The organism is Carbonicoccus niuqiaonis (assembly GCF_050157065.1).
Lineage (GTDB): Bacteria > Actinomycetota > Actinomycetes > Propionibacteriales > Propionibacteriaceae > Avipropionibacterium.
In genome coordinates this window covers 1,287,904-1,303,703 of record NZ_CP189573.1, presented here as the reverse complement: position 1 = coordinate 1,303,703, position 15,800 = coordinate 1,287,904, and the positions used below count along the sequence as shown (strand labels likewise).

At 68.8% G+C, this 15,800-nt stretch carries 17 protein-coding genes; 6 read left to right on the top strand and 11 right to left on the bottom strand.

What is annotated here, in order from left to right; translation table 11 throughout:
• Positions 1 to 14 precede the first annotated feature (14 nt).
• Entirely contained in the window at positions 15 to 1,460 is a 1,446-nt protein-coding gene (locus tag ACQBAU_RS05975) for a GuaB1 family IMP dehydrogenase-related protein (RefSeq protein ID WP_434549366.1), read from the top strand.
• A gap of 27 nt (positions 1,461 to 1,487) precedes the next feature.
• Here the strand turns inward: ACQBAU_RS05975 and ACQBAU_RS05970 are convergent, their stop codons facing one another.
• The 10 genes from ACQBAU_RS05970 to ACQBAU_RS05925 all read right to left on the bottom strand — a co-directional run bounded on the left by ACQBAU_RS05970 (position 1,488) and on the right by ACQBAU_RS05925 (position 9,575).
• The gene (locus ACQBAU_RS05970; RefSeq protein WP_434549365.1) at positions 1,488 to 2,048 is read right to left on the bottom strand and encodes a DUF421 domain-containing protein; all 561 of its coding nucleotides are present in this window, start codon (positions 2,046 to 2,048) and stop codon (positions 1,488 to 1,490) included.
• A gap of 18 nt (positions 2,049 to 2,066) precedes the next feature.
• Positions 2,067 to 2,336, bottom strand: coding sequence for a DUF2277 domain-containing protein (locus tag ACQBAU_RS05965; protein WP_434549364.1), 270 nt, complete (start codon positions 2,334 to 2,336; stop codon positions 2,067 to 2,069).
• A gap of 84 nt (positions 2,337 to 2,420) precedes the next feature.
• A complete protein-coding gene (locus ACQBAU_RS05960) occupies positions 2,421 to 2,816 on the bottom strand; it encodes a cytochrome c oxidase subunit 4 (RefSeq protein WP_465254822.1) in 396 nt (131 codons plus the stop codon).
• Entirely contained in the window at positions 2,813 to 4,555 is a 1,743-nt protein-coding gene (ctaD, locus tag ACQBAU_RS05955; RefSeq protein ID WP_434549362.1) for an aa3-type cytochrome oxidase subunit I, read from the bottom strand. Before ctaD ends, ACQBAU_RS05960 begins: the two co-directional genes overlap by 4 nt.
• Entirely contained in the window at positions 4,552 to 5,493 is a 942-nt protein-coding gene (gene ctaC, locus ACQBAU_RS05950) for an aa3-type cytochrome oxidase subunit II (protein WP_465254823.1), read from the bottom strand. The genes ctaD and ctaC overlap by 4 nt, the downstream gene beginning before the upstream one ends.
• A 155-nt stretch (positions 5,494 to 5,648) precedes the next feature.
• Complete coding sequence (locus ACQBAU_RS05945) at positions 5,649 to 6,014, bottom strand: HesB/IscA family protein (RefSeq protein WP_434549360.1); 366 nt, start codon at positions 6,012 to 6,014, stop codon at positions 5,649 to 5,651.
• A gap of 160 nt (positions 6,015 to 6,174) precedes the next feature.
• Positions 6,175 to 7,245: a glycerate kinase gene (locus ACQBAU_RS05940; RefSeq protein ID WP_434549359.1), complete on the bottom strand. Its 1,071-nt coding sequence runs from the start codon at positions 7,243 to 7,245 to the stop codon at positions 6,175 to 6,177.
• A gap of 8 nt (positions 7,246 to 7,253) precedes the next feature.
• A complete protein-coding gene (locus ACQBAU_RS05935; RefSeq protein ID WP_434549358.1) occupies positions 7,254 to 8,315 on the bottom strand; it encodes a DUF2330 domain-containing protein in 1,062 nt (353 codons plus the stop codon).
• 112 nt (positions 8,316 to 8,427) lie between these two features.
• Entirely contained in the window at positions 8,428 to 8,715 is a 288-nt protein-coding gene (pspAA, locus tag ACQBAU_RS05930) for a PspA-associated protein PspAA (protein WP_434549357.1), read from the bottom strand.
• Complete coding sequence (locus ACQBAU_RS05925) at positions 8,712 to 9,575, bottom strand: PspA/IM30 family protein (protein WP_434549356.1); 864 nt, start codon at positions 9,573 to 9,575, stop codon at positions 8,712 to 8,714. The genes pspAA and ACQBAU_RS05925 overlap by 4 nt, the downstream gene beginning before the upstream one ends.
• A gap of 216 nt (positions 9,576 to 9,791) precedes the next feature.
• On the opposite strand from ACQBAU_RS05925, the gene ACQBAU_RS05920 reads away from it, so the two are divergent.
• The 5 genes from ACQBAU_RS05920 to ACQBAU_RS05900 all read left to right on the top strand — a co-directional run bounded on the left by ACQBAU_RS05920 (position 9,792) and on the right by ACQBAU_RS05900 (position 14,532).
• Positions 9,792 to 10,364, top strand: coding sequence for a DUF3043 domain-containing protein (locus tag ACQBAU_RS05920; protein WP_434549355.1), 573 nt, complete (start codon positions 9,792 to 9,794; stop codon positions 10,362 to 10,364).
• A gap of 69 nt (positions 10,365 to 10,433) precedes the next feature.
• Positions 10,434 to 11,438, top strand: coding sequence for an aldo/keto reductase family protein (locus ACQBAU_RS05915; protein ID WP_434549354.1), 1,005 nt, complete (start codon positions 10,434 to 10,436; stop codon positions 11,436 to 11,438).
• Positions 11,439 to 11,442: 4 nt separating this feature from the next.
• Complete coding sequence (locus ACQBAU_RS05910; RefSeq protein WP_434549353.1) at positions 11,443 to 11,973, top strand: gluconokinase; 531 nt, start codon at positions 11,443 to 11,445, stop codon at positions 11,971 to 11,973.
• Between the two features lie 77 nt (positions 11,974 to 12,050).
• Positions 12,051 to 13,166 carry a substrate-binding domain-containing protein gene (locus tag ACQBAU_RS05905; RefSeq protein WP_465254824.1) on the top strand — a complete coding sequence of 372 codons (1,116 nt, stop codon included), beginning with the start codon at positions 12,051 to 12,053 and terminating at the stop codon, positions 13,164 to 13,166.
• Between the two features lie 49 nt (positions 13,167 to 13,215).
• The gene (locus tag ACQBAU_RS05900; protein ID WP_465259467.1) at positions 13,216 to 14,532 is read left to right on the top strand and encodes a hypothetical protein; all 1,317 of its coding nucleotides are present in this window, start codon (positions 13,216 to 13,218) and stop codon (positions 14,530 to 14,532) included.
• A gap of 89 nt (positions 14,533 to 14,621) precedes the next feature.
• On the opposite strand, the gene gcvT is transcribed toward ACQBAU_RS05900, so the two are convergent.
• A complete protein-coding gene (gcvT, locus tag ACQBAU_RS05895) occupies positions 14,622 to 15,752 on the bottom strand; it encodes a glycine cleavage system aminomethyltransferase GcvT (protein ID WP_465254826.1) in 1,131 nt (376 codons plus the stop codon).
• Positions 15,753 to 15,800 lie beyond the last annotated feature (48 nt).

Below are 15,800 nucleotides of genomic sequence, written 5' to 3'. Positions count from 1 at the left end.
GGGAGACTGGTCCGGTGCGATTCCTGACTGAGCCGACCCATGACCTCACCTACAACGACGTGTTCATGGTGCCGAACCGCTCCGCCGTCACGTCGCGGATGCAGGTCGACCTGACCAGCTCCGACGGCGTCGGCACCACCCTGCCCCTGGTGGTGGCCAACATGACCGCGATCTCGGGCCGTCGGATGGCCGAGACGGTCGCCCGGCGGGGCGCCATCGCGGTCATTCCGCAGGACATCCCGGCCGAGGTGGTCGGCGAGTCGATCGCCAAGGTGAAGGCCTCCCACCCGGTGTACGACACCGCCGTCACGGTCTCCCCCGCCACCACCGTCGGCGAGGCGATGAGCCTGCTGCCGAAGCGGTCCCACGGCCTTGTCGTGGTGGTCGAGGACGGGCGGCCGATCGGTACGGTCAGCGAGGCCGAGGCGGCCGGCGCGGACCGCTTCACCCAGGTCCACGACGTGATGATCACCGATTCCCTCACCGTCGCGGTCGGCACCGACCCGGTGGCGGTCTTCGACGAGTTGTCGAGCCGGCACCTGCCGACCGCGATCGTGGTGGACGACGGCCGGCTCGCCGGGGTGATGACCCGCAAGGGTGCCCTGCGTTCCACGCTCTACTCCCCTGCCCTCGACCCGGCCGGCCGGCTGATGGTCGGGGCCGCGATCGGCATCAACGGGGAGGTCGAGGCGCGGGCCAAGGCGCTGCTCGACAGCGGCGCCGACGTGCTCGTGGTCGACACCGCGCACGGCCACCAGGAGAAGATGATCGAGTCGCTCAGCGCGATCGTCGCCGTCCGTGACGGGTACGGCGACGGCCGCCGGATCCCTGTGGTGGCAGGGAACGTGGTCTCCGCATCCGGGGTCGTCGACCTGGCCCAGGCCGGTGCCGACGTGATCAAGGTCGGCGTCGGCCCGGGTGCGATGTGCACCACCCGGATGATGACCGGGGTCGGTCGCCCGCAGTTCAGCGCGGTGCTGGAGTGTGCGGCCGCGGCCCGTGAGCTGGGCAAGTCGGTCTGGGCCGACGGTGGCGTACGCCATCCCCGCGACGTGGCGCTGGCGCTGGCCGCCGGGGCAGGCTCGGTGATGATCGGGTCGTGGTTCGCCGGGACGTACGAGTCGACCGGTGACCTGATGACCGCCCCGGACGGCCGGATGTACAAGGAGTCGTTCGGGATGGCCTCGGCCCGTGCGGTCAAGCAGCGCACCCGGGAGCAGAGCGGCTACGAGCGGGCCCGCGCCGGCCTGTTCGAGGAGGGCATCTCGTCGTCGCGGATGTACCTCGACCCCGAACGTCCCGGGGTGGAGGACCTGCTGGACCAGATCGTGGCAGGCGTACGGTCCTCCTTCACCTACGCCGGCGCGACCAACCTGGCCGAGTTCAGCGAGCGTGCCACCGTCGGCATCCAGTCGTCGTCCGGCTACGACGAGGGTCGCCCACTGCACGCCAGCTGGTGACCACCGACCCGGGCCGAGACATCGGGTTCAGCCACGGTCCCCAGGCACGCCGAGGAGTTCCTGGGGCACGTCGGCGCCCCCGACCACACCGCTGAGGAGCCTCGGGTCGATCGGTTCACCGCGCTTCAGTACGCTCACCGCCCCGGACGGCTCCATCACCACTGCGGCGACCTCGCCGGGGTTGCGGACACCGGCCAACCGCAGCCGTGACTGCAGTTCGCTCGGGTGCACGTGACAGCGTTGCAGGTTCTCCTCGCAGACCTGCTCCCCCGCCATCAGCAACACCGGCCGGTTCGAGATCGCCCGGGCCCCGAACCGGTACGACCGCAGCTGTCCCGTGATTGCCTGCAGCACCACCAGCGTGAGCAGGGCCACCACCCCGCCGGCCAGCCGAGGGCTCTCCCCCAGGGCAGCGCGACCGAGCACCGAGCCGAACGCGATCACCGCGACCAGGTCGAAGCTCGACATGCCGCTCAGCACCCGCTGGCCGAGGATGCGGACGATCAGCAACAGGGCAAGGTAGACACCGGCCGTCCCGAGGGCGACCGCGAGCGCCTCGAGCCAGGTGATACCGAGCAGGTCCGCCATCGACGCGACGTCAGCGCGTCAGCTGGCGTAGCGGGCCTGTGCCCGTGCCCTGGCCTTGGCGGCCTCGACCTCACGGTCCTTCGGCGGGGCCGTGGTGGTCAGGTGTTCCAGCAGGTGCTGGGTGATGTGGGCGATCTCGTCGACGGCGTGGTTGAACGCCTCCTCGTTCGCCTTGGACGGCTTGGTGCTGCCGGAGACCTTGCGAACGTACTGCAGGGCTGCGGCCTGCACCTCGTCCGAGGTCGCGGGCGGCTCGAAGTTGTGGAGGGTACGAATGTTGCGGCACATACCGTCCACGATATGCCGTCAGCCGGGCTCAGCTGACCGAGGTCCGACGTCGCCGTCGTCCGGGCCCGGTCAGCTGACTCGGAATCAGTGGGCGAACTCGCCGCGGTAGTACTGGTAGAGCCAACCGGCGACCGCAGCAACGCCGAGTGCCAGGCCGATCAACGCCAGCCACCAGCCAAACACCGGCCCGAGCGCGATCAGCGAGGCGGTGAGGGCCACGTACAACGGCCAGATGCTCGACGGCGGGAAGAAGCCGAGCTCACCGGCACCCTCCACGATCTCGCCGTCCTTGCGGTCCTCGGGCCGCTTCGGCAGGTTCCGCGCCAGCAGGAACGTGTAGCCGCCCAACATCAGGCAGACGCCGAAGGTCAGCGCGAGCGCCGTGGTCCCGGTCGGGTCCCCACTCATGAACCAGTACACCGGGGCCACGATGGCGAAGAAGATCACCAGGACGGCGAAGATGAACGACTCCATCCTCATGACTTGTCCTCCTTCGCCTGCGCGGCGAGCTGCTTGACCCGCCCGGTGTCGTCACCGGCGTCGATCAACTCGTCCGCATCGGCATCGTTGTCCTGGTACTCCTGCAGCGCGATCTCCGGGTGGTGCAGGTCGAACGCCGGCGACTCGGAGCGGATCCGCGGCAGGCTGGTGAAGTTGTGCCGCGGCGGCGGCGAGCTCGTCGCCCACTCCAGTGACCGGCCCCAACCCCACGGGTCGTCGGTGGTCACCTTCGGCGACTTCCGGGTGATCCACACGTTCCACAGGAACGGCAGCATCGAGGCACCCAGCAGGAACGCGCCGACGGTGGACACCTGGTTCAGCACCTGGAAGCCGTCACTGGGCAGGTAGTCGGCGTACCGGCGCGGCATGCCTTCGACGCCCAGCCAGTGCTGCACCAGGAAGGTGGTGTGGAAGCCGAGGAACAGCATCCAGAAGTGGATCTTGCCCCACGTCTCGTTCAGCATCCGACCGGTGAACTTCGGCCACCAGAAGTAGAAGCCGGCGAACATCGCGAACACCACGGTGCCGAACACCACGTAGTGGAAGTGTGCGACCACGAAGTAGGTGTCGGAGATCTGGAAGTCCAACGGGGGGCTGGCCAGGATGACGCCGGTCAGGCCACCGAACAGGAAGGTGGTCAGGAAGCCGATGGTCCACAGCATGGGGGTGGCCATGGTGATGCTGCCCCGCCACATCGTGCCGATCCAGTTGAAGAACTTCACCCCGGTCGGGATGGCGATCAGCATCGTCATGAATGCGAAGAACGGCAGGTTGACCGCACCGGTGACGTACATGTGGTGGGCCCACACCGCCATCGACAGCGCCGCGATCGCCAGCGTCGCGCCGACCAGCGACACGTACCCGAACAGCGGCTTGCGGCTGAACACCGGCAGGATCTCGGTGATGATGCCGAAGAACGGCAGCGCGATGATGTAGACCTCGGGGTGCCCGAAGAACCAGAACAGGTGCTGCCACAGCAACGCCCCACCGTTGGCGGGGTCGAAGATGTGCGCACCGAGGGCCCGGTCGGCCTCGAGTGCCAGCAGTGCGGCGCCGAGCACCGGGAACACGATCAGCACCATGATCGAGGTGATGAAGATGTTCCAGGTGAAGATCGGCATCCGGAACATCGTCATGCCCGGCGCCCGCATGGTCAGCACGGTGGTGACGAAGTTGACCGCACCGAGGATGGTGCCGACACCGGCCAGGTAGAGACCCATGATCCACAGGTCACCGCCGATGCCGGGCGAGTTGACCGCATTCGACAGCGGTGCGTAACCGAACCAGCCGAAGCTCGCCGCACCACCGGGGGTGAGGAAGCCGGAGACGGTGATCAGGCCGCCGAACAGGTACAGCCAGTACGACAACATGTTCAGCCGCGGGAACGCCACGTCCGGGGCGCCGATCTGGATCGGCATGATCGCATTCGCGAACCCGGCGAACAGCGGTGTCGCGAACAACAGCAGCATGATCGTGCCGTGCATCGTGAACAGCTGGTTGAACGTCTCGTAGTGCATGAACTGCATGCCCGGGAACGCCAACTCGGCGCGGATCGCCAGGGCCATCAGGCCGCCGAACGCGAAGAAGCAGAGCGCGGTGACGAAGTACATGTTGCCGATCACCTTGTGATCGGTCGTCGTCAGGTACTTCCAGACCACCCGGCCCTTCGGCTTCCTGGTGGCCTCCGGAACGTCGGCGACGCGTGCTGCGGTGGTCATCGGCCCTCCCCTTCGCCGTCGCCGTCGAGTCCGGTGACGGTGCGCTGGTTGGCGTGGCCGTACAACGAGCCGACCTGCCCTCGGTCCTTCAGGTCCTGCAGGTGCGCCTGGTACTCCGCCTCCGACACCACGTGGACCTCGAAGATCATTGCGGAGTGGTAGGTGCCGCAGAGCTCGGCACACTTGCCGGCGAAGACGCCCTCCTTCGTCGGCGTCAGCTCGAACGAGGTCGGCTGGCCGGGGAGCAGGTCACGCTTGAAGTAGAACGCCGGCACCCAGAAGGAGTGGATGACGTCAGGGCTGCTCACGTTGAACCGGACCTTCTGGTTCACCGGGAGGTACAGCCGCGGCACCCGCTCGATGGTGCCGATGTCGTGCACGTCGGTGCCGAGCTCGGTGTCCTCGGTCTGGTAGTTGAAGGTCCACGACCACTGCTGGCCCACCACGTCGACGGTGACGTCGGGGTTGTCCGACATCTCCTGCACGTCGTTCTGCACCCGGATCGTCCAGTAGAACAGCACACCGATGATCAGGAACGGCACCGTGGTGTAGAGGATCTCCAACGGCAGGTTGTAGCGGGTCTGCCGCGGGGCGGCGTCGGAGCGCTTGCGGTAGGCGATGATCGCCCAGATGATCAGGCCCCAGACCAGCACGCCGATCGCCATCGCGGCGATCCAGGTGTTGACCCACAGGTTCCCCATGGCGGGAGCGCGGTCACTGGCGGCCTCCGGCAGCCCGACCCGGCTCCACTGGTCCATCTGGTCGGGAGTACAGCCGGCCAGTGCCAGGGCAGTCAGCGCAAGCACCACGGCACCGACCCGGCGAGACCACCTGGCCGTACGGCCATGTCGTCCCGGGGCAGTGATCTTGTCCAGACCCACGTCTTCCCTCTCTGCTTCCAGCCGCTCGTTCGTCGTTGCCGATCGAGCGTCGGTCATGGGGACACTCTAACGTAGGAGACCCGGTCGTCCGGCAAGGGTCACCACAGGTTCCGACCATCGGTTCACCGCACCGTCCGGGAACGACGAAACCCGCGTGGAAACGCTGCCTGGGCAGCCGTTCCACGCGGGTCGCGTGCGATGTTCAGGACAGGTCAGTGGAAGCTGTCACCGCAGGCGCAGGAGCCCGAGGCCGACGGGTTGTCGATGGTGAAGCCCTGCTTCTCGATGGTGTCCATGAAGTCGATCGTCGCGCCCGTGAGGTACGGGGCGCTCATCCGGTCGGTGACGACGTCGACGCCGTTGAACGTGGCGACCACGTCACCGTCGAGCGAACGGTCGTCGAAGAACAGCTGGTAGCGCAGGCCCGAGCAGCCCCCGGGCTGCACGGCGATGCGCAGCGACATGTCGTCGCGGCCCTCGGCCTCGAGCAGGCCCTTGACCTTGCTCGCGGCTCCGTCGGTCAGGCTCACGCCTTGGGCCGTGGTCTCGTCGGCTGCGGTCTGGTCCTGAACAGTCATGGGTGCCTCCGGTCGGTGTACGTCTTCGGCGCAACAATCGCGGTGGCCCGGTTGTTCCCGTACCCCACGACGGTGTTCGCGCTTGTGGGCGAGTCTACGTCGCCCGACGGCGTTGTCCCAGACCGGTCGGGGTGCGCGTCCCCGACGGCCTGCCCGTACGTCAGAACGTCCAGCTCTGCGCGACCCGGGCCGACAGCTCGGTCAGCGCGGCCGCGGGATCGGTGACCGGCAGGTCCGGCCAGGCGGGGTACGCGGCCTCGATGCCCATCGTCCGCATCTCCCGCAGCCCGATCAGCACCTCGCCGGCCAGCACGAGGCAGGGACGCATGGCCTGCTCGGCGAACTGGGCCATGCCGGCGACGATGCCGCCACCCCGGGTGGCGAAGTCGAAGCGGTCGCAGCCGGTGACGATCAGGTCGGCCTGCCCGGCGAGCCCCGGCAGGTCACACCGGGCGGCCGCGTGGCCGAGCCCGGTGTGCAGGGTGCCGCCCAGGGCCCGGATCGCCCAGCCCAGCCCACCGCAGGCGCCGGCGCCCGGTTCGGTGGCGACCTCCGGGGCGGCGGCGGTGACGAACTGCTCCAGGGCGGAGTCGGCGGCCAGCAGCGGTGCGGTGTCGAGGCCGGCTTCGCGGCCCCGCCGACTGGTGATGCCGCGCAGCCCGAGCAGGTGGTCGTCGCGCTGGTCTGCCGGCACCACCCCGATCAGCTCGGTGTCGCCGAGCAGCTGCCGTACCGGGGTGAGGTCGATGCGTGACAGTCGGCCGAGCTCGGCGACCCCGCCGGTGAGCGTGGTGTCGGCGCGGGCCCCGAGTGCGGCCAGGAAGCCGGCACCCGCGTCGTGGTTGGCGAGTCCGGTCAGGTCGACCGCGATCGTACGAGGGGTGCCGGCTTCGGCGAGGGCACGGGCGACCGCCTCCCCCAACGGCGCCGAGCTGGCCGTCCAGTCGATGCCGCGCGGGGCGGGTTCGTTGGTGGGGACGACGGCGACCGCGAGGGTGTCCCCACCGGCGACCATCATCGCCACCACCGGGTCGGCGTCGATCGGGGTGTCGAGGCTGACCAGCGACACCTCCTCCCCGACCTGGTCGGCGACCGACTGCAGCCAGCCCTGCCCGCTCTCCCCGACGGGGACGACGGCCACGTCCTGGCCGAGCCAGCCGCTGCCCAGGCAGTCACCGGCGGCCCGGGAGTTCAGTCCACCGATCCCGTCGGTCGCCACCAGTACGCGCATCGTTCGACTCACTCCCCCCGCCAGGCCCGACGACCACGACGGTACGACACCAGCGCGACGGCCGACGTCGCACCGGCCAGCACCAGCACCCCGCCGACGATCGCCAGCACCGTGACCCAGGTCCGGTCGACGGTGACCCACTCGACCTCACGGTGCTCGACGTCACCGGCCGTGTGTGGGCTGAAGCCGAGGTCGTCGGTGATCCGGTCCGGCCTGACCTGGTCGTCGATGCGGGTCAACACGTACTCGCCGTCGCCCACCAGGTCGGCGGCCGCCGGGGCACCCGCCTCGCGCAGGGTCGCGGCGTCGACCCGGCCGGCGAAGTACGTCGACAGCTCGGTGTCGCCGATGCGGACGTCCATCCGGTGCTCGGCGAACACGTAGAAGCGGAGGTTCTGCCGCCGTTCGGCCAGCCCCGACAGCTTCATCGGATAGACCAGCTCGTCGGTCGGAAAGCTGACCACCAGCGGCACCATGGCACCGGTGAAGTCGCCGTCGAAGACGAGTTTCACCGCCATCACGTTCCAGTCCTGGTCGAGGTACTCACCCAGACCGGCGACGACGTCGGGCCGGACCCGGAAGTCGTTCTCGGTCAGCCACTCACCGACCTCGTCGGCGGTCCCGCTGAGCTGCACCACGTCGTAGTCACCGACCCGCTGGCGTCCCTCGACCGTCGCCCCACCCTCGGTGGCGCCACTCCCCGGCGCTCCGCCGCCGCCGGAGCCGTCACCGAACTCCCAGTAGCGGTAGCGGGTCCGGGTCTCCGGTTTGGTGTAGTCGAACAGTTGGTCGAACAGCTCCTTGTCGGCCGTCGCCACCTCCGCGGTGGTCGGCAACGGCAGCAGGAACGCCGCCTCCGGGCTGCTGGTCTGCAGGCCCATCGAGATCGCCATCGTCTCGGTGGTGCCGTCGTACATGATCGCGGCGGTCTCGGAGTTGACGCCGAGTTCACGTTCGTTGGACGGCTCCACGGCGCCACAGGCACAGGCGTGGGCGCTGGGCACGGCCCAGCCGAGGGTGACCAGCAGCACGACCGCCGTCACGACACGAAGCACGCGTACCGGGTTCACGAGGCACCTTCCGCCGGGATTCACCGACGACCTCCGCGGATCGCCGGCGGTCAATTCTGGCACCTCGTCGTCTCACGTCGGGTCGTCTCACGTCGGGTCGTCTCAGCTCGGGTCAGAAGGAGTCCGGCACCAGCCCGTCGCCGCCGAGCAGTTCGCGCACCTCGGCCACGGTCGCGTCGACGCCCGGCATGATGATGTCGGAGCCGCGCAGTTCGTCGACGGCCAGTGGTGAGCCGACCCGGATGATCGCGTCGTGGACGCCCTGCAGGGCTCGCTGCAGCTCGGTCTCGTCCTCGGACTCGAGGGCGGCCTCGATGGCCTCGTCGGCGCTGTTGATCTCCGCCAGTGCGGCGTCGTCGGGGATCCGGAACTGCCCCTCGCCCAGGATGCGGATGATCATCGGGTGCCTCCCTCGGTGTTCTCCCCGTTCCCCGAGGTCGGTGGGTACTGCTGGAACTCCGAGGACTCCGGGTCGACCGGCCGGGCGATCGGGCCGGACGGCTCGGCGGTGGACTCGGCACCGTTGCCACCGGTGAGCTCCGGCTTGCTCGCCGGGCCCTGGCCGAGCTCGGCCTTCATCCGCGACAGCTCGTCGTCGACCGCGGCGCCGGAGGCCATCCGCTCCAGCTCGAGGGTGATGTCGTCCTTGGTCTGCATGCTCGGATCGTCCAGCGCACCACTGGCGAGCAGTTCGTCGATCGCGCCGGCGCGGGCCTGCATCTGCTGCGTCTTGTCCTCGGCGCGCTGGATCGCGTGCCCGACGTCACCCATCTCCTCGCTGATGCCGGAGAACGCCTCGTTGATCCGGGTCTGCGCCTCGGCAGCGGAGTACTTGGCCTTGATCGTCTCCTTCTGCGTCCGGAAGGCGTTCACCTTCGTCTGCAGCTGCTTGCTGGCCTGGGTGAGCTTCTCCTCCTCGGCCTGCAGCTGGGAGTGCTGGGTCTGCAGGTCGGCGATCTGCTGCTCCAGCCCGGCGCGGCGGCTGAGCGCTTCGCGGGCCAGGTCCTCACGCCCCTGCGACAGGGCCGTCTTGGCGGCCTTCTGGTACTTCTCGGCCTCGAGGTTGAGCTGCTGGGCCTGCAGTTCGACCCGCTTGCGGCTGGTCGCGACGTCGGCCACGCCCCGGCGCACCTTCTGCAGCAGGTCCAGTTGCTTCTGGTACGAGTAGTCGAGCGTCTCGCGCGGGTCCTCGACCTTGTCCAGGGCCTTGTCGGCCTTGGAGCGGAAGATCATCGAGAGGCGTTGGAAGATTCCACTCATGAGTTCGGACGGTCCTTCCGATCGGACGTGGGCTCCCGGTGCGTGGTGTCCCGTGGAGCGTGGTGTGCCGACGCCTTCGCGACGACCCGGCTGGGGTGCCGTGTCCCAGCGTAGCCGCCCACCCCTGCGTCCGGCCGGTCGAGGCCGTCGTGGCCGAACCGGCCGGGATTGGTTCGCGCATGACAGAATCGAAGGGCACGGACTCGAGAGGACAGCGTGGGAATCTTCAGCAGGAACAAGGCGGGCGCCACGGAGGCACCCGTCGAACTGGCGCCGGACGCCGAACCGACGACGGCCGGTCGGCAACGCAAGGACGCCCCCACCCCCACCCGCAAGGAGGCGGAGGCGGCACGCCGGGAACGGGTCAATCCGTCGTTGTCGCCCAAGGAGGCGAAGGCCCGCAAGGCCAAGCTCGAGCGCCAGGATCGGGCCCGGGCCATGCAGGCGCGCGAGGCGTCCCCGGAGAAGGCCCTGATGCGCGACTGGATCGATGCGCGCCGCAACCTCGGTGAGTTCCTGCTGCCGAGCCTGATCGTGCTGCTGGCCCTGCAGTTCCTGGCCAGTGTCATCCCCGAGATGGTGCTCATCTCCACCTTCTTGATGTACGCCTTCATCGGTGTCGTGATCATTGACATCGTGCTGATGTGGCGCGGCTTCAAGAAGGTGGCGAACCGCAAGCTGTCCCACCCCAACTTCCGGGGCTTGGTGATGTACGGCGCGATGCGGGCCACGCAGATCCGTCGGTTCCGGATGCCCGCACCCCAGGTGGAGCGCGGCCACACCTTCTGACACGCTGCTGACGACACCCTGCTGACGGGCTCGGGCCCGTACGGAGACCAACACCACAAGGAGACAGTGATGGAGTACCGGTACCTCGGCAACAGTGGACTCAAGGTCTCGGCGATCTCGTACGGCAACTGGATCACCCACGGCAGCCAGGTCGAGGCGGAGCAGGCGACGACGTGCGTCCGGGCGGCGCTGGATGCGGGCATCACCACCTTCGACACCGCCGACACGTACGCGAACACGGCCGCGGAGAAGATCCTCGGCGACGCGCTGGCCGGGGAACGCCGCGAAAGCCTGGAGATCTTCACCAAGGTCTACTTCCCGACCGGACCGAAGGGCCCCAACGACACCGGGCTGTCACGCAAGCACATCCACGAGTCGATCAACGGGTCGCTGCGTCGCCTCGGCACCGACTACGTCGACCTCTACCAGGCGCACCGCTACGACCACGCGACGCCGCTGGAGGAGACGATGGAGGCCTTCGCCGACGTCGTCCGGCAGGGGAAGGCGCTCTACATCGGGGTCAGCGAGTGGACGGCGGAGCAGATCCGCGCCGGGCACGCCCTCGCCCGCGAACTGCACATTCCGTTTGTGTCGAACCAGCCGCAGTACAACATGTTGTGGCGGATCATCGAGGCCGACGTCATCCCCACCTGCCGTGAGCTCGGGCTCAGCCAGGTCGTGTACTCGCCGATCGCCCAGGGCGTGCTGACCGGCAAGTACAAGGTCGGCGAACCGCCGCCCGCCGGCTCCCGGGCCACCGACCAGGCCGGTGGTGCCCAGTTCATCAAGCGCCTGCTGGACGACGACACCCTGACGCGGGTGGCCGGGCTGGCCCCGATCGCCGACCGGGCCGGGTTGACGATGGCCCAGCTCGCGCTGGCCTGGGTGCTGTCGTCGGACAACGTGGCCTCGGCCATCGGAGGCGGTTCGCGGCCCGAGCAGGTCACCGCCAACGCCGCAGCTGCCGACGTGAAGCTCGACAAGGCGTTGCTGGTGGCGATCGACGAGGTGCTCGGCGATCGCATCGAGCGTGATGGCACCATCGTGGGCAAGGCCTCACCGAAGGAGCGCTGAGCTGATGAGCCTCGATGAAGGACGCCCGTGGACCGTCGCGGTGATGGGGGTCTCGGGCAGCGGCAAGACGTCCGTCGCCGTGCCCGTCGCCGACGAGTTGCAGGCCGACTTCCTTGAGGCCGACGCCTTCCACCCACCGGCCAACGTCGCGAAGATGGCCAGCGGCACCCCGCTCACCGACGAAGATCGTGCGCCGTGGCTCGACATCCTGGTCGAGGAGATCCGCGAGGCACACGATCGGGGCCGTCCGGTGGTGCTGACCTGTTCGGCGCTGAAGCGGATCTATCGCGACCACCTGCGGCAGGCCGACGACCAGATGATCTTCATCCACCTCACCGGGGACCCCGAGTTGATCATGGAACGGATGCGGGAGCGGCAACACTTCATGCCGCCCGCGCTGCTGGAGTCACAGGTGGCCACCCTCGAGGAACTCGACGACGACGAACGCCATGCCGAGGTCGACGTGGTCGCCTCCCTGCCCGAGGTGATCCGTCGCGTACTGCGGACCGTACGGACGTTCCTGCCCGACGCTTGACTTTTGCCCGGCGACGTTGGTTGCCTGAGAGAACCGGTAGGAACCGGTAGTTCTTCTCACAGGTGAGCGGAGGGCACGTGACCAGCAGGCTGCAGGCGAACCGGCGTCGGAGCGAGTTGGTCTCGGGCCTGTTGAGCGCCATCGATCGGGCCGAGCTCCGCCCGGGTGACCAGATCCCGTCGCTCACCAGCCTGGCCAAGCAGTACGAGTTGTCGAAGCCGACCGTGCTGGCCACCCTGCAGCCGTTGCTGGACGACGGCACCTTGGAGTCCGTCCCGTCGGTGGGGATCTTCGTCGCCGAGCTCCATGATCGACAACCCGGCTGCTACGTCATGGTCTACCAGCCGCGACAGCCCGGCGAACCTGCCATGGCCCCGCTGCCGACGGCGGCCCACGGCTTCGAGGACCGCATGGCCTGGCACGGCGGGAAGTCCGTCGTGCTCGGGGTCCAGGACTTTCTTCGTCAACAGTCGCAGGCGTCACTGCCAACGGTGCACGGGGTCTTCGCGTTCGCAGGGGTTCGGTTGGACGAGGTCCTGGCAACCCTCGAGCCCGCGACCCGATTGGTCGCCTACCTCGGCGGCCGCATCCCACCGGGCGACCCTGTCGACGACCGGGTGAGCTTCGTCGACCTGGACAACGTGAGCGGCGGGCGGTTGGCGGCCGAACAACTGCTCCGCGGTGGCCACGAGTCGATCGCCTTCCTCGGCCTGCACACCCCGGACAACCCGTACTTCCGGTGGTCCCGGATGCGAGCGCGGGGCTGGGCCGAAGCCGTACGGCGACGCCGCCCGCGAGCGACGTTGCTCTGCATCCGTCCCGAGCCGGCCGAAGGCGTGGGCCCCGAGCACTACGAACGTGCGCTGGCCGAGGTGGCGCGCAACGCCGCCGACCGGCTCGACGAGTTCGACGCCTGCATCGGCGCCGACGACATGGTGTTGATCATGCTCGCCCGTGAGCTCCGTCGACGTGGCGTGCCGCGCGACGACTGGCCGGCCATGGTCGGCTTCGAAGGCTTGTCCGACGCAGCCGACCTGATCGTCACCTCGGTCCGGCCCCGCTGGGCCGACCTCGGCGCCAGCGCCGCCGACCACCTGATCATGACGCCCGGCGACCGTCGACACCCGGCCCGGGTGTCGGAGGTCGCGATGACCGTGGTCGCGCGCCCCCTCGTCCTCCCCGGTCGAACGTGACCCCTGACACGACTGAAACCCCCGCAACACCCTTCAGAGAGGAAGAACCATGCCCATGACCAACTCCAATCCGATCTCGCGACGGTTACTGCTCGGCGGTGCCGCCGGGATCACCGCCGCCGGGCTGGCCGGCGTCGGAACCCGGACCGCCCATGCCCTGCCCGAGATCGGAACCACGATTCACCCCCGCGGCCAGCAGTTCCCGCTCGGTTGGTACGACATCGGCGCCGACCGACCGGCCGACCAGGTGCAGGAACCGATGGATCCGTTGGTGGCCATGCAGTCGGAGAAGCGGTTCGGCTGGAACATGGTGCACCGCTACGCCGACGACAAGCCGCGGCACGACGAGATCATGGCCGAGACGCTCCGCCTGGCCGAGATCGCCCGGATGGGTGCCCTGCTGCAACTGCCGTACACCGGCAAGATCAACGACCCGGGCGGCCGGGTCGGGGTGCCCGAGGCGGAGTTCGCCGCGTACGTCCAGCGGTTCGCGGCCAGCCCCGCACTGGCGTGGTGGGACATCCCCGAGGAGATGCGCTACTGGTACCGCAACGAGATGGACATCGTGCGCAACTACTCCGCATGGGCCCGGCAGTACGACCCGCTGCAACGGCCGGTGATGATGTACACCCCGAACCACTACAGCGCGAGCGCCCTGGCCAACTACATCCCGTACATCGACATCGCCCCGATCAGCTCCTACACCACGTACGCGGGCCAACCCCACGTCTGGGTCCGGTGGCGGATGGAACAGATGCTGCAGGCGATCGAGCTGGCCGGCGCCGAGGTCGGATCGGACTACCTGGCCGGGCAGAAGACCCCGATCGCAGCCTTGGAGCTCTACCACGCCTCCACGGCCGAGTGGATGACACCCGAGGGGACCTACCACGACTTCTGGGCCGCCCTGGCCAGCGGGGCACGCGGCATCTTCGTCTACTCGTTCTACCGGCGCAACGGTGGCCCCGTGCTGCTCGACTCGCTCGACGCCTACAACAAGGCGGCCTCGGAGTTGACCAGCGGTGATCGACTCGACCAGGTGCTGCTGAACGGCACCGACGCCGATGACGTGACCTTCGAGGTGCTGTCGGGCCAGCCCGAGGTGGATCCGTTCACGCCCTACGGGGTCACCGAGCCGATCACGCTGCCGTCGGTGAAGGTGCTGGCCAAGCGGCACGACGGCGTGCTCCACGTGATCGCGGTCAACTCCCACACCGAGCCGGTCTCGATCCGGCTGTCGGGCAGCCGACGCAGCGGCGGCATGGCCCAGTTGCCGTACGAGCATGATCAGGTCCGGATCACCGACGGGTCGCTGGACCTGGACTTCCCCGGGCTCGGCGTCCACGTGCTGCGGATCGGCGAGGACTGATCACCCATACCGAAACGCGGCGATTTCGAGGGTCTGCCCGCCTCGGCGGGGGACAGCGTCGAAATCGCCGTGTTTCGGTACGCGCCGGGTCAGCTGTTGCGCACCTCGGGGTTCACGAACGGCGGCTTGACGATCTCAAACGGCTCGGTCCGGTTGCGGACCACCACCTGGACCGTCTCGCCGACCTCGTGCGCGGTGTCGATCAGTGCCAACGCGATCCCGGTCTTCAGGGTCGGTGAGAACGTCCCGGAGGTGACGACACCGATCTCGGTGCCGTCCGCGTCGACCACCGACATCCCCGGCCGCGGGATCCCTCGGCCGGCCGCGCGCAGTCCGCGTGCGGTCCGGGTCTGGCCGGCCGCTCGCTCGGCGGCCAACGCCTCCCGGCCGAAGAACTCCGGCTTCTTCCGGGCGATCGCGAAGCCGAGCCGTGCCTGCACCGGGGTGATCTCGGGGCTGATGTCCTGACCGTGCAGCGAGTAGCCCATCTCGGTGCGCAGCGTGTCCCGCGCGCCCAGCCCGGCCGGCCGGATGCCCAGCGACTCTCCCGCGGTGAGCAGTCGGTCCCACAGCTCCGGGGCGGCCGCCGCCGGCAGCACGACCTCGCAGCCACGCTCACCGGTGTAGCCGGTCCGACACACCGTCAGCGGTACGCCGTCGACCTCGTGGTCGACGAAGCCCATGTAGTCGATCTCGGTCGGCAACCCGATCGCGGTCAACACCTCGTCACTCCGGGGCCCTTGCACGGCGATGATCGCGAAGTCGCCGTGCTGGTCGTCGACCGTGACGTCCTCGCCGGCACGGACCGCACCGGACAGGATCTCCACCACCGTGGCGGTGTTGCCGGCGTTCGGCACCAGGAAGATCTCGTCGTCGGCCTTGCGGTAGGCGATCATGTCGTCGACCACTCCGCCGGATTCGTTGCACAGCAAGGTGTACTGCGCCTTGCCTGCCTCGATCCGGTCCAGGTCGTTGGTGAGGACCCGGTTGCCGAAGGCGATCGCATCGGCACCCGAGACGGTGACGGTGCCGAGGTGACTCACGTCGAAGATGCCGACCGACTCCCGGACGGCCGTGTGCTCGGCCAGCACCCCGCCGCCGGCGTACTCCAACGGCATCGACCAACCGCCGAACTCGGCGAACTTCGCGCCGGCCGCCTCGTGTCGCTGGTGCAACGGCGACTGCCGCAGGGTGGTCTTCGGGGGCTGCTGCGATGTCATGTCGCGACCTCCTGGCGCACGGGTTCGGGCGGGCTGTCCGCCCGTCTT

Coding starts and splice junctions, on each gene's coding strand:
- ACQBAU_RS05960 (WP_465254822.1), bottom strand. CDS start 2,816: ATGAGGATGGAGTCGTTCATCTTCGCCGTCCTGGTGATCTTCTTCGCC.
- pspAA (WP_434549357.1), bottom strand. CDS start 8,715: ATGATCATCCGCATCCTGGGCGAGGGGCAGTTCCGGATCCCCGACGAC.
- ACQBAU_RS05965 (WP_434549364.1), bottom strand. CDS start 2,336: ATGTGCCGCAACATTCGTACCCTCCACAACTTCGAGCCGCCCGCGACC.
- ACQBAU_RS05915 (WP_434549354.1), top strand. CDS start 10,434: ATGGAGTACCGGTACCTCGGCAACAGTGGACTCAAGGTCTCGGCGATC.
- ctaD (WP_434549362.1), bottom strand. CDS start 4,555: ATGACCACCGCAGCACGCGTCGCCGACGTTCCGGAGGCCACCAGGAAG.
- ACQBAU_RS05970 (WP_434549365.1), bottom strand. CDS start 2,048: ATGGCGGACCTGCTCGGTATCACCTGGCTCGAGGCGCTCGCGGTCGCC.
- ACQBAU_RS05945 (WP_434549360.1), bottom strand. CDS start 6,014: ATGACTGTTCAGGACCAGACCGCAGCCGACGAGACCACGGCCCAAGGC.
- ACQBAU_RS05940 (WP_434549359.1), bottom strand. CDS start 7,245: ATGCGCGTACTGGTGGCGACCGACGGGATCGGTGGACTGAACTCCCGG.
- ctaC (WP_465254823.1), bottom strand. CDS start 5,493: ATGACCGACGCTCGATCGGCAACGACGAACGAGCGGCTGGAAGCAGAG.
- ACQBAU_RS05900 (WP_465259467.1), top strand. CDS start 13,216: ATGCCCATGACCAACTCCAATCCGATCTCGCGACGGTTACTGCTCGGC.
- gcvT (WP_465254826.1), bottom strand. CDS start 15,752: ATGACATCGCAGCAGCCCCCGAAGACCACCCTGCGGCAGTCGCCGTTG.
- ACQBAU_RS05925 (WP_434549356.1), bottom strand. CDS start 9,575: ATGAGTGGAATCTTCCAACGCCTCTCGATGATCTTCCGCTCCAAGGCC.
- ACQBAU_RS05910 (WP_434549353.1), top strand. CDS start 11,443: ATGAGCCTCGATGAAGGACGCCCGTGGACCGTCGCGGTGATGGGGGTC.